Source organism: Ruminococcus sp. RTP21198st1_G1_RTP21198_201120, assembly GCF_040924265.1.
Classification (GTDB): domain Bacteria; phylum Bacillota; class Clostridia; order Oscillospirales; family Ruminococcaceae; genus Hominimerdicola; species Hominimerdicola aceti.
In genome coordinates, this window is record NZ_JBCOMH010000018.1 from 13959 (window position 1) to 27359 (window position 13401).

Sequence of the window (13401 nt, forward strand, 5' to 3'; positions counted from 1 at the left end):
TATATCACACATCAAAGAAATTTTCAAGTATGGTTACAATTTTGTAATAGTCAGGCTTTATTCTCTCTTATACGCTTTTCTATCGTTTCCATATCTATGCCGTATTGTTTAAGGATAGTCTGAGCGAAGCTGTTGTCACGGGGCATTCCACGGACTATCTTATACTTTCGCTCTCCTGTTTCATCATCTGCGTCGGCGACAATGCTTGCAAGCTTTGTTCTGAGCGTACTGTCTTTATTAAGCTTCACGGTCTTGTATGCGATATCCACAAGATGTGTTGCAAAAACTCCTCTTACGCCCATTTTGCAGAATATCCTCAAAAGCTCGCAGGCGACCTCAACACACTCCCTTGGGGTTGTGCTTTGGATAGACTCGTTCATAAGAAGCAGGCTGTTTGCTGTGATAGTGTCGCTTATTTCACGGAACTCTTTTATCTCTGTGGTGAAACGGCTTGTGTCGATACCTGTTTTTTCCTCTTGTGGGAACTGAGTGTAGATATAGTCCACAAGGGATATTTCACAGTATGAAGCAGGCACATAAAGCCCTGTCTGCGCCATTATCTGACACAGACCGACCGCACGGAGAAATGTGGTCTTTCCGCCATTGTTTGCGCCCGTAAGCACATAAAAGCCCTCGCTGTCACCTCCCATGGTGATATCGTTTGTGACAACGGATTTTTTCTCCTTGTGGTCAAGATTATATATTCTGGCTTCACGGAAATAAACAGGGTCAAAGATATCCTTTATGACGGCTTTTCTCTCACCTGCAGGAAGAATTTTCGGACGGCACATTTTAAGCCCCTGATCTTCGCAGGCTTCTATCATAGCCACTGCGCCCATGTAATATTCAAGCTGATAGTCTATATAGCGCATATCGGCAATGCCTGCTTTCTGATACTCAGCAAGCACCTTGTCTATCATTTTCACAAAAGTATCAGTAAGATCGCTAAGCTCGTCAAAAAGGGTCTTATCCACAGTGTTGATAAGCTTATCGTCAGACACCTCGCTGTCATTATACTTTTTTCTGAGATTTTTCACAACAGCCTTATCGTTGAACTTTGCCCCATGATAAAGTATCCTGTCAACAAGGGACGGTTTTATATCGTAACGCTCTTTTGAAAGCTCTATAATGCCTGCTGAAACAGGAACTAGCCTTTCATCGAGGTTTATGGCGACTGTAACGCTTCGTATGCGGTCATAGAGTGCCTTTTTAAGCTTCTCTATCTCACCCTTCAGGGATATATAATGCTTGTCGCCGTAATGCTCCTCAAAGAACGCAAAAAGCTTTTTTACGCCCTCTGAGCGTATCTTATCTTTCATTTTTCCATAAAAATCGTGCATTATCTCCATGCACCGTATGTAAGCGTCAAAGCCGCTTATGGCATCATCAAGCTGTGAAAAGCTGTCGGGAGTAGTAAGATTATAGATGTTCTTTCTGTCATTTTCCACCATGACGTTTATCACCTTGCGTATGGTGGCAGACAAGGACGGAAGCCTTATGAAATCATCAAGGATATCAAGGCGGTAGTTTATTACCTCCTCATCGTCGCAAACCTCACAAAAAAGCCTCATTACACGATACTGGTAATGGGGCGTGATAAAATCAGCCACCTTTTCAAGCTCCAGATTGTCAACAAACGCTCTGGGGAGCTTTTCAAGGGCGGCAGCTCTTTTTTTCATTGCGTTGTGCTTTTCCACAGAGGGATAAAGCAGGTCAGCCACAGGGGCTTTAATATCAAATTCGTCAAGTTTTGAAGCCATTTTCGTTTCCTCACTGGTCTTTGGCAAGGGCTTTCAGGTCTATTATTATGCCCACCTTTGCAAGAGCCTTTGACATAAGCTCCGCACTTAGGGGGTAGATATCAGTTTTTCCGCACTCGTGGTCATACTCGTATCTGAAAAACTGCACATAATTCTCCTGATAATCCTCAGACGTATAAACTTTTCCCATGATATATTTATTTTTTATGGCATAATAGTTCACAGGCTTGAGCCTGAGAATAGCTTTCGGATCGGCAGACATTTCCGATGCGAGGGTATCAAAGCCCTCGTCAACGTAGTTTATTTTTCTGCACTTCATATCCTTTATTTTCTTTTTCAGAGGCGGCTCGCTCTGAGCCTGCTTCTTTTTGAACAGTGAAAACATTTTTACACACCAAGCCTCTCAAAAAGCTGTTTGCGGCAATCCTCTTCAAGCTTATCGTTTATAGGTGCGGGGATATACTTTTCGCCAAACTTACGGCTCATGCAATATGAAATAACATAGTCGCTGACCTTTGGATTTTTTGACAGAAGCGGACCATGGAGATAGGTTGCGATAACGCTTTTTTCCATATAGCCCTCGGTACTGCTCTCAAACTCGTTGCCGTTGCCTGAGAGGACTTTTCCGAAGGGTGACTTGACGTTGGTGGTCTGTCCGCCGTGGTTTTCAAAGCCTATGACCTTATACTTCTCGCCGTCAAGCTGAGCTTCTATAACGATATTTCCGATACATCTGCATCTTTTATCGGTAGACGCCACAGTATAGTAATCAAAAAGTCCCAATCCCGGCACTTTCTCACCGTTTGAGTCCTTATAATACTGACCCATAAGCTGATAGCCACCGCATATCATCAGGAAAAATGTTCCTGCCTTATAAGCTTCCATGATACTGTCCTTGCAGGAAACAAGGTCATCTGCAAGTATCTGCTGTTCAAAGTCAGCACCGCCGCCAAGATAGATGATATCATACTGGGTGAAATCAGTTTCCTTGTCACCAATAAGATGCTTTGAAACTTCCAGCTCTATGCCACGCATTTTACAGCGGTAAGAAAGCACTTCAACGTTGCCGCTGTCGCCATAGAGGTCAAGCATATTTGGATACATATGAAGAATTTTCAGCTTTTCCATTTTACTTTTCCTCCCCGTTTTCTTTCAGGCTCTTGTATCTTTTTATTGCGGCTCTTGTCGGCTGGATAGCAGTATAATTGGCTATGGCGAACTTATCACCCTTTGTGGAGAAGAGTGACGCTGTTGCTTCGTCAAGGTCAGGATAAACGAATATCTTGTCAGGGTCATAGCCTGAGCATTTTATTCTTATGGCAATATCATATGCCCTCGTACCAGAAGTCACAACTCTGTCAACATTATTGAACACAGAGAAGTTTATATCCCATATCCAAGAAACGTCATGGCCGTCTGCAAGGTTATCGTTAAGGACAAAAAGCAGTTCCTTTGAGCCTGCCTGCTCGTTCATCACACGCAGGGTCATATTTGCGCCAACAGGGTTTTTGGCAAGGTTCACAAGAAGGCTTGAGCCGTCAACCTCAAAGCGTTCAAGTCTGCCGTTATTCACCTCGAAATGCTCGAAAGTGTCATGCAATATAGCCTTATCAAAATTATAGAGCTTTGCGGCGGTATAGACAGCCGCCATGTTATACATATAATAGATACTGTTATGAGCGGTCTTATATGTTTCCCCGTCTGCTTCAAAGGACGGAACAGTCAGGTCAACGTTCTTTATCTCCACCTCAGGCTCGATATTGCCGAAACCACACTTTGGACAATGGAACTTGCCGATATGTGAATACTGATAATAGTCATAGACAAGCTCAGTATCGCAGAAAGGACAGAACTTGCCCTCGCCCACCTCATAAGGCTTATCCGTTGCGCCCTGATATCTGTCAACGCTGAAATAGTGGATATTCTTATTATTGGGGTTAGCAAGTCCAAGTCTTGCCACGTTTGGGTCATCGGCATTGAGAACAACGTTGCCCTCAAATGTTTCAAGGAACTTTTTCACCTTGAGAATGAGTGTTTCCACCTCGCCGTTTCTGTCAAGCTGGTCACGGAAGAAATTCAGCAGAACAAGGGTCTGCAAATTGAGCTTTGAATAGACCACAGGAACGTGTGACTCGTCAGTTTCAAGCACAAGATAATCGGCACGGACTCTTCCCCTCATATCGCAGTGATTGAGCAGGAGGGAGCATATGCCCGTATCAAGGTTATTTCCCTCAGGGTTTGTGATTATCTTCTTTCCACCGCTTGCAAAAATGTGGCTGAGATAGTTTGTAACAGAGGTCTTGCCGTTGGTGCCTGTGACAGCAACGATAGGGCAATCCACCTTGAAAGCCTTAAGGCAGTCTTTATTTATAGTCCACAGCACAAGCCCAGGAAAGTTGCCTGCGTCCCTGCCAAGCAGGTGCAGAGTTTTTACCATAAGCTTGCCGAAAATAATGGTGAAAGCGTTTTTTAAACTCATTTATGTATCTCCTATTAAAATAAAGTCGTATAAAATAATAATAGACCATAACGCCCATAATGTCAAGCATTTTAGACCTTTGCAAACAAAAAAACACCGCACAAAGACGATAGACGCCCCTTGTGCGGTGTTGGCTTCTATATGATTTTTGAGAGAAAATCTTTCAAACGCTGATTTTCAGGGTGTGCAAAGAACTCTGACGGCTTGTTCTGCTCGAGTATTTTTCCGTCTGCCATAAACAGAACTCTTGAAGCAACTTCCCTTGCAAAGCCCATTTCGTGGGTAACGACAACCATTGTCATTCCGTCGTTTGCAAGCTGTTTCATAAGCTCCAGCACCTCGCCCACCATTTCAGGGTCAAGTGCAGAAGTAGGCTCGTCAAAAAGCATTACTTCAGGGTTCATCGCCAGTGAACGTGCAATGGCTATTCTCTGCTTCTGACCGCCTGAGAGCCTTGAAGGATACTCGTCAGCCTTATCAGGCAGACCAACTCTTTCCAAAAGCTCCTCCGCCTTTTTGTCGGCTTCATCGGCTGTCATAAGGCCAAGCTTCACAGGGGCAAGAGTGATATTCTTTTTTATTGTAAGATGTGGGAATAGGTTGAAATGCTGAAAAACCATGCCCATTCTCTGTCTGAGTTTGTTCATTTCATGCTCGTTCGCCTGAGTGATGTTCTCGCCCTCGAAGAAAATATCTCCAGAAGTAGGTCTTTCCATAAGGTTAAGACAGCGGAGAAAGGTGGATTTTCCTGAGCCTGACGGACCAACGATAACGACCTTTTCGCCCTTGTCGATAGTTTCGTTTATATCTTTCAGCACTTCGACCTCGCCGAAAGACTTGCTGAGATGTTTAACGTCTATCACTTTGCGACAGCCTCCTTTCAAGCTTTCCTACCAGATGAGTAAGCACAACTACCATTATAAGGTAGATAAGTGCAACTGTTATAAGCGGCATGAATGCCGAGAACGTCTGAGAACGGATTATATCTCCGCCCTTTGTAAGGTCCTGAATTGCGATATATCCTGCAACAGAGGTTTCTTTAAGCAAAACTATGCACTCGTTTGCAAGGGCAGGCAGAACAGTTTTAAAAGCCTGCGGAAGAACTATTGATATCATTGTCTGACGATAGCTAAGGCCAAGGCTTCTTCCTGCTTCAAACTGACCGTTGTCAACTGACATGATACCTGAACGGACTATCTCAGCCACATATGCGCCTGAGTTCACGCCGAATGCAAGCACAGCCACAAGAGTCTTGTCTATGTTCACACTTCCGAAAATAACAAAATATGTTATAAGGAGCTGAACTACCATAGGAGTTCCTCTTATCACTGTAAGATACACTCTGCAAAGGGCGTTGAGTATCTTCATTTTGCCTGTCTTATCATGAGTAGAGCGGACTATAGCCACAAGAAATCCCAACACAAAGCCAAGTATGACCGCAAAGAAGGTTATGATAAGTGTTGTTTTAAGACCATTGGTAAGATAATGCCAACGGCTCTCGTCCAAAAAATTTTGCTGGAAATCGTCGATCAATTTGTTCAATTCAGCACTTCCTGTTCTTTATCAAAATAATTTCGGCTGCCGCTCTACGACAGCCGAAGTGTGAAAAATTATTTCTTTCTTACGATTATTACCTGACTTGATGATGTGTAAGTGTCAGAGAAAAGAACGTTTTTCTCTCTGTCAGGTGTAACTGTCATACCTGCAACGCCAACGTCTGCCTTGCCTGACTGAACGGCTGAGATGATAGAATCAAATGCCATATCGTCTATCTTAAGCTCATAACCAAGCTTGTCGCAAACTGCCTGCATCATATCAGCGTCGATACCAACGACCTTATCGTTCTCTTTGCTCTCGTATGGAGGGAACTCAGCGTTTGTTGCCATTACAAGCGTACCCTTATCTCTGCTAACATTATCAGGGGACTTGTATGGGTTCTTGCCAGCGTTCTCGCCAACGTAGTTTGCCTTGATAGCGTCAAGTGTTCCGTCAGCCTTAAGCTCCTTGAGCGCACCGTTGACAGCTGTCTGAAGCTCAGTGTTGTCAAGCTTCATAGCGATAGCGTATTCTTCCTCAGCAAAAGGCTCGTCAAGTATTTCAAGATCGTCATTCTTCTCAACGAATACCTTAGCAGGCTCAGCGTCGATTATAACAGCGTCTATCTTGCCCTGCTTCAGAGCCTGAACAGCATCAGCGCCCTTGTTGTATTTTTCTACCTTAGCGTCCTTAACGTCCTCGGCATAGATGTCGCCTGTTGTTCCAAGCTGAACACCGATAGTCTTGCCCTCCAGATCGTCAACGCTGTGAACTGTATTAGCAGGCACTCCGCAGCCTGCAAGCATTGTAACGCTCATTGCCACTGCAATAAGTCCTGCTGCAAATTTCTTCATAACATACATTCCTTTCAAAAATTGATAGCGACAGTCCTCCAATACCGACTGTGCATAAACCTATACCATATATTATAACTGAACACACGGCTTTTTGCAATAGCTTTTATCAGTGATTTGATATATAAATTATGAATTTTTTGTTTTGCCAAACCATTTTAGTAAACAAAAAAAGGTATCCACCCAACGGGGACACCTCTTTGTGAAAATCAGCTTAGAAATTCATTGTGAACTGAACTCTGTGGTTGCCGTCTGCGTCATCATCTATCATTTCAGCCTTTACGATAGTGATAGGCGTAACAGGCTTTGACTGTGCGTTGTCTGAACCTGTTGTTCTCTCAACTTTAAGAAAGTCATCAACAACGTCCATGCCCTCTGTTACCATGCCGAAAGCCGCATACTGTCCGTCAAGGAAGGTATCCTTATCGCTGTAGCAGATAAAGAACTGGCTTGAGGCACTGTCCATATCATTGGCTCTTGCCATTGAAACAACGCCTCTTGTATGGCTCAGGCTGTTTTCAACGCCATTTGCTGAGAACTCGCCCTTGATAGTTTCCTTGCTTCCGCCTGTGCCGTCACCGTTAGGGTCACCGCCCTGTGCCATAAAGCCGTCTACAACTCTATGGAAAGTAAGTCCGTCATAGAACTTTTTCTTTACCAACTTCTCGAAGTTCTCGCAGGTGATAGGTGCGTCATTGGCATAAAGCGTGATAACGAACTTCTTGTCAGTGTCAGCTGCAGAGGTCTGTGATGAGCTGTCACCCTTATCTCCGCAGGCTGTAAGAATTGCGCAGGCAAGCACGCCTGCTGTGCAAAGAGCCAATGCTCTGAATAGCTTTTTAAGTTTCATTTTTATCGTCCTTTCGATCATCATTATGGCATTTCTGCCTTTTCACTAGCCTATTATAGCACCTCCCTGCAAAAAAATCAACATCAGACCATGTTTTTCACATAATTTTCATCATACGAAGCCTAAAGTTGGCTTATTTAATATTGATTTTTGGCTCTTAATGGAGTATAATTATAATGTTTTTTTAAAGAAAAATATAAAAACTATGTTATGTATGGAGGACTGAACAAAATGGATAAGCTGAAAAAAGCCCTGCCCTTTATCTTCCCACCTCTGGCTGTATTGCTCATAATGGGATTTGCTTTTTATCGGCATGGGCTTTACCCTTTTGGTGACGGCACTGTATCATGGTGTGATATGTCACAGCAGGTGATACCTCTGCTCACCGACTTCAAGGATATTTTCACAGGCAAGGACGGAATGTTCCTTAACTTCCACAACGCAGGAGGAATGGACCTGTGGGGCGTTTTCTTCTTCTTTATCGCAAGCCCCTACACCTTGCTTGTGCTTTTTGTTGACAAGGCTGACATCATCTACCTTGTGAACATTCTCACAGTGCTTAAAATGATGACGGCGGCTGTCACGGCGCAGATATATTTCCGCTCCTGTCAGAAAAAGCTCGACCCTTATATCAGTGCTGTACTCAGCGTCATATACGCATTCTGCGGCTATGGAATGTTATATTATCAGAACAACATATGGCTCGACATGATGTATCTTTTCCCTCTCCTTATGGTGGCATTCAGGGAGCTTTTCGAGAAAAAGCGCATTATCCCATACACTGTCATGCTCACACTTATGATGATAGTGAACTACTACATCAGCTACATGATAGTTGTTTTCATAATGATTTTCATGGCTCTTTGCTGCTGGCGTTACCGCAAGGAAGAAAAATACAAGGACGTTCCATGCAGATTTGTTATAGGCTCGCTCCTTGGTGCATTGCTTTCAGCGGTGGTATGGATGCCATGCTTCCTGCAGTTTTTGTCAAGCGGACGTTCTAAATCAGTTATCCAACAGATCGAAACCGCCTCATTCATTACAAACTACAACACCACATTCTGCCTGCTGTTGTCAACGGCTTCGGTGATAGTGATAGTTGCGGTGTTTCTTCTTGACGGCAAAAAGAGAAGCAAGCGTCTTAACACCGACCTTATAATGCTCTTTTTGATGCTCGTACCTATTTTAATAGAGCCTGCGAACCTTATGTGGCACACGGGAAGCTATATGTCGTTCCCATGCAGATACGCTTTCATCACAATATTCTTTGCACTTATCTGCGCAGGATATTTTCTCTCATCGGAAAACTCAGTGGCAAAAAGAAAGAAACACTGCGACCACTTTGTTATTTTCCTGATACTTGCGGCACTTATCTACGGCTTTTATAACTTCTCTGAGGGCTTTGTTGAGAACAATCGTGACGGAATGTCAAAATACACTAAAAGCCTTTGGCAGGACAGCACCGCCTTTGAGCTTTGCCTTGAATTTTTCATTGTGTCGGCGGCTTTCTATACTGTTATCGTTCTGCTGCACAAAAAGGGCTGGATATCAAAGAAGATATTTGCTGTCTTCCTCGCAATGTTCGTTGCGGCTGAGTCATACGCAAACGTGAACATTTATATGGTATCCCCAAGCATGAACAATACTCTCCGTGCGGCTAATCATCAGAAGATAATGGATCTTTCAGACAGGCTTGACGAAACAGAGGGCTTTTACAGAGTAAAGACCGCAAGCAAGCTTTTCGAGGTCAATCTGGTCGGCTCAATGGGCTACAATTCTCTGAGCCACTACACCTCCCTCACAAGCCGTGATTATATGTACATGATGAAGCAGCTTGGTTACTCCTCCTACTGGATGGAGGTAGGCTCATATGGCGGAACGGAGCTTACTGACGCTTTGCTGTCAGTAAAATATCTTATTGAAAAAAGCACAGGCTCGGCTGACGCTGTATATTCAAACGATACCTACGAGATAGTGCCGACAGAATACTATCTCCCCCTTGGCATTGTGACCGACGCTGACCTGAGCGGCAGTGAGGAGCTTTCCACAGGCACAAGAAGCAACGTTCAGAAGAAGCTTTTTGAACAGCTTTTCGGTGGCAACGGTAACGAGCTTATCACAGACTACGAATACTCCACGATCTATGGTGTGCAGGACGACAGTAACTTTAATCCGAACTACACCCTCACTACTACTAGCGATGTAGCCTACATGGACTACAGCATAGATGTGACAGACAAGCAGACACTTTATTTTGACTGCTTCGACAAGCTTTCAAACAGCCTCAGCGAGGATATAAACGGAAGCTTCATGGTAACAGTGAACGGTCAGGTAAAGCAGATGGATTATCCGTCACAATCGAGCAACGGGCTTTTGAAACTTGGGGAATTTGAAAATGAACACGTCAACGTGCGTGTGACCTTGAAGAAAGACATCATAAGCTGCCGTTCCTATGGCGTTTTCGGGCTTCACCACAATGTTCTTGAAAAGGCACTTGAGCAGGCACAGACCGCCGGTCTTACAGACAGTGACGGCAAGCTTTCAGGAAGCGTGAACGCAAAGGCAGGACAGAAATGTGTGCTTCAGATACCATATCAGGAGGGTCTGAAAATAAAGGTCAACGGCAAAGCTGTTTCATATGACAAGGTTTTCGGTGACCTTGTAAGCTTTGACTTGCAGGAGGGCGAGAACACAATAACTGTAACAAGCGTGCCAAAGGGCTTTTATGCAGGTCTTGCACTGACTATCGCAGGCATTGCGCTGACAGCAGGATATTTCTTCATAAGAAAGAAACTGAAATTCGGAGAAACTATGGAAGCCGCTGCACTTGTGGCTGTTATCGGTGCGGGAGCTATAGTGATCATAGTGGTTTATGTTGCACCTTGCATACTGAATATTTATAGCTGATAATAAAATAGGACAGAACAATAATTCGGAACGTCGCATTTCTGTGAAACAGAAATTGAGCCGTTCCCCTACATAACAAAACTGCGGATAGCATTTTGCCGTCCGCAGTTTTTATTTTATCCGAATTTACTTATGCTCCTCCAGATACTTTTCAGTATCCATTGGATAACATTTCAGGTTTGGAAGCTCGTCAAGGGTGAGAACTCTTTCGCTGTTGTAGATCTTGTTCCACTCGTCAAATGTGGTGTACTGATCTGAAAGCTGTTTATCCTTGATACAGAACTCGCCGTTCCATGTACTGAACCACGCCCAGCGTGTGCCGTCGTTGAATGCTCCGTCAGGGTCGAACATCGAGCCGTTCTCTGTCATTGCGATTATCTTTTTTGTGGATGTGCTTGACTTCACAAGGTCATAATACCACTTCTGTGAAGAGCTGTCCTGCTCTGCAGGATAACAGTCATAGCCCATGATGTCAACATACTCATCACCCGGATACCAGTCAGGATTCTGTGCGTTCCATACCCAGATCAGGTTGTTAAGACCATACTCGTTTGTGAACTTGTCATACATAAGTTTCCAAAGCTGGATATAAGCGTCTTTTCCTGCCGAGCCCCACCAGAACCATGCGTTGCCAGGATATTTAGGGTCGCCTGCTGCCTCGTGGAGCGGTCGCCAAAGTATAGGCACGTTTGCGTCTGCAAGCTCTTTAAGTACCCCTGCCATATGGTCAAGGTCGGCTATGATAGAATCGTAGCCCTCTTTGTCCTCGCCACTGAGAGCCTTTGCAAGGTCGAAATCTGTGTATTCAGAATAGAAGCCCTGCCACCATGCTCCGCCGTTCTTTTCCAGGTTTTTCTCAGGGGCATACCAATGCCAGCAAAGTGAAACTATTCCGTTTTCATTGTTGTACCAATCCATAGCCTGCAAAGGTACCATATCTCCGCCGCCTGCGCCATGTGAAAGTGCGCTGTTTGAAAGGTTTGAAACGTCAAGACCAAGTATAGCAGGCGTCTTGCCTGTGTGCTTCTTTATCTCCTTGAACTCACGGCAGTCCTTGCCCTCGTTATCTCCTGAGAACTGACCTGAGATAGTATACTTGCCATAAACGTCCGTAAGGAAGTTATAAAGTCTTTTTGCCTCGTCAGAAGCGTTAGGATTTGAAAGCTGATTTGATACCTCATACTGTGAAAGGTCGATAGCAGGAGCTGGGGTTATCTTTATCTTGTCAATATAGATATGACCATTGTCGCCCTTTATGCCTACCTTATGAGTACCCTCGTCGATAAGCACGTTTTCAGCCACAGTGTCGCCAAACTCTGTTGTGGTTGATGTGAAGTTTGTGAGTGCCGCACCGTCGACAGTGATAAGATTCGACTGACCCTCGCCGTCTGCCGCCATTGTGAGAGTAATATTATAGCTTCCCTTTGCAGGAAAATCTATCTCGAACTCCGCCATATCTCCTGATGAGCCTATAGAAACGAAGCCATCGCCAGAAAACTTACCAAGAAAATTCTTATCAAGCACTGCCGCACCTCCCGAAAGAGTTCCCTCCTCCGCCTCGGATTCGTAGCTGAAATCCTCAGGAACGTCATACTCTGTTGTTACGTCTGAAAGGTCGATGTTGCCCATATCCTCAACGACAGGGGCTGTTGTGGTGGTAGTTTCGCCTGCTGACGAACTGCCTGAGCTGCTGTTTCCTGTGCTGCTGCAGCCTGCCGCCGCACAAGCGATAAGCACTGCCATAACAGCAGCAACTGTTCTTTTCATTATTTCACGCATAATGTTCTCCTTATCATTAATATTTAAAATATTCAAATTTTTATAAAGCCAAGCTTTGCGAAGCTCTCGCCTTTAGGCTTTATATTCCATACTTTTAAATATATCATATAAAAAATCATTGTCAATAGCCATTTTTAATGTTTAACATCATGTTCAAAATTGATAACGTTTACTTTGATTTGAGCTAAAAAATATGAACCCAAATGGCATCGGGTTCATATTTTCATATAGAAATATATTATTTTCTGAGAAACGTTCTGTATACCCAACGGGTGAATTTTCTGGGAAATATAAACAAGCCAAGCTGCAGAGCGCATGGCATGAAAAAGTCACGGAAGCCCGTATACCCTGAACGGTGTATTATCCACCTCACACGAATGAAAGCCTTTGTATGCTCCCAGCTTTTGCGTGTATCCACAGTATTTTCATCTATGCGGTAGCGCACAAGCACCTCGGGTATATTCTGCCCCTTTGCACCATGCTGTAACATTCGTGCGATAAACTCATAGTCCTCGCACATTTTAAGGTCACTGTAACCGCCTATCTTTTCCGCAAAGGACTTGCGAAAAGCCACAGACTGCCTGTTGAAAGGGTTGCGTCGTTTGGAATATGAAGCGATATCCTTATGCATGACAGGCACTTTTTTCACCGAAACTACCTCGTCAGTGTCAGTGTCGAACTCCTCCACATATGTGCCGATGATATCAAGCTTAGGTTTCACCGCAAAAAGGGTCATCTGCTTCAAGCAGCGGTTAGGGAGAGATATATCGTCGCTGTCCATTTTCACGATATAATCGCATTTACACGCCTTTATGCCCTCGTTGTATGCCTTTCCAACGCCCACGTTCTCGTCTATCTGAACGATATGGAAAATATGCTTGAACTCGTCCTGAAATGACTTTACGATAATATTAAGCTCGCAGGTGAGCTTGCCATCGCACACAAGCACGAAGTCAGAGGGAGGATATGACTGCATGAGCATAGACTCAAGACTCTCGTTAAGGTTTTCAGGAAGCTCACGGTCATACACCGACATAAGCACACTGTATTCAGGCAGCGTATATTTTCCAACTCGATACGTCATAAGATCCCTCCCCTGCATTATTATCAACTCAATTATACTATAACAGCTCCAAAAAGTCAACTACGACCAACAAAGTATACTATTTATAAAGTATACCATTTATATAGTACAGACCAACACACAAAAAAGACCGCCCCATTCGGAACGGTCTT

Annotated in this window: 11 protein-coding genes; 1 reads left to right on the top strand and 10 read right to left on the bottom strand. The window is 44.2% G+C overall.

What is annotated here, in order from left to right; translation table 11 throughout:
- Positions 1 to 50: 50 nt before the first annotated feature.
- The 8 genes from AB5627_RS11585 to AB5627_RS11620 form a co-directional block, all read right to left on the bottom strand.
- Entirely contained in the window at positions 51 to 1760 is a 1710-nt protein-coding gene (locus tag AB5627_RS11585) for a mismatch repair ATPase (MutS family) (protein WP_022287642.1), read from the bottom strand.
- 10 nt (positions 1761 to 1770) lie between these two features.
- Positions 1771 to 2145, bottom strand: a complete 375-nt coding sequence (locus AB5627_RS11590; protein WP_022287641.1) for a hypothetical protein — start codon at positions 2143 to 2145, stop codon at positions 1771 to 1773.
- 2 nt (positions 2146 to 2147) lie between these two features.
- A complete protein-coding gene (locus AB5627_RS11595; RefSeq protein ID WP_022287640.1) occupies positions 2148 to 2888 on the bottom strand; it encodes a type 1 glutamine amidotransferase in 741 nt (246 codons plus the stop codon).
- 1 nt (position 2889) lies between these two features.
- Complete coding sequence (locus AB5627_RS11600) at positions 2890 to 4239, bottom strand: MurT ligase domain-containing protein (RefSeq protein WP_022287639.1); 1350 nt, start codon at positions 4237 to 4239, stop codon at positions 2890 to 2892.
- A 137-nt stretch (positions 4240 to 4376) separates the two neighbouring features.
- Positions 4377 to 5102: an amino acid ABC transporter ATP-binding protein gene (locus AB5627_RS11605; protein WP_022287638.1), complete on the bottom strand. Its 726-nt coding sequence runs from the start codon at positions 5100 to 5102 to the stop codon at positions 4377 to 4379.
- The gene (locus tag AB5627_RS11610; RefSeq protein WP_022287637.1) at positions 5089 to 5781 is read right to left on the bottom strand and encodes an amino acid ABC transporter permease; all 693 of its coding nucleotides are present in this window, start codon (positions 5779 to 5781) and stop codon (positions 5089 to 5091) included. Before AB5627_RS11610 ends, AB5627_RS11605 begins: the two co-directional genes overlap by 14 nt.
- 68 nt (positions 5782 to 5849) lie before the next feature.
- Positions 5850 to 6629, bottom strand: a complete 780-nt coding sequence (locus AB5627_RS11615) for a transporter substrate-binding domain-containing protein (RefSeq protein ID WP_022287636.1) — start codon at positions 6627 to 6629, stop codon at positions 5850 to 5852.
- A gap of 214 nt (positions 6630 to 6843) precedes the next feature.
- Positions 6844 to 7479, bottom strand: a complete 636-nt coding sequence (locus AB5627_RS11620) for a peptidylprolyl isomerase (RefSeq protein ID WP_302837700.1) — start codon at positions 7477 to 7479, stop codon at positions 6844 to 6846.
- A gap of 231 nt (positions 7480 to 7710) precedes the next feature.
- Here AB5627_RS11620 and AB5627_RS11625 point away from each other — a divergent pair, with 231 nt between their 5' ends.
- Positions 7711 to 10386, top strand: a complete 2676-nt coding sequence (locus tag AB5627_RS11625) for a YfhO family protein (RefSeq protein ID WP_368369850.1) — start codon at positions 7711 to 7713, stop codon at positions 10384 to 10386.
- Between the two features lie 126 nt (positions 10387 to 10512).
- On the opposite strand, the gene AB5627_RS11630 is transcribed toward AB5627_RS11625, so the two are convergent.
- Together AB5627_RS11630 and AB5627_RS11635 are read right to left on the bottom strand one after the other, a co-directional pair.
- On the bottom strand, positions 10513 to 12165 hold the full coding sequence (locus AB5627_RS11630; protein WP_333635131.1) for a glycosyl hydrolase: 1653 nt from the start codon (positions 12163 to 12165) through the stop codon (positions 10513 to 10515).
- A 238-nt stretch (positions 12166 to 12403) separates the two neighbouring features.
- Positions 12404 to 13249 (bottom strand): glycosyltransferase, encoded by an 846-nt coding sequence (locus AB5627_RS11635; RefSeq protein WP_022287632.1) that lies wholly within the window; start codon positions 13247 to 13249, stop codon positions 12404 to 12406.
- Between the last annotated feature and the right edge of the window lie 152 nt (positions 13250 to 13401).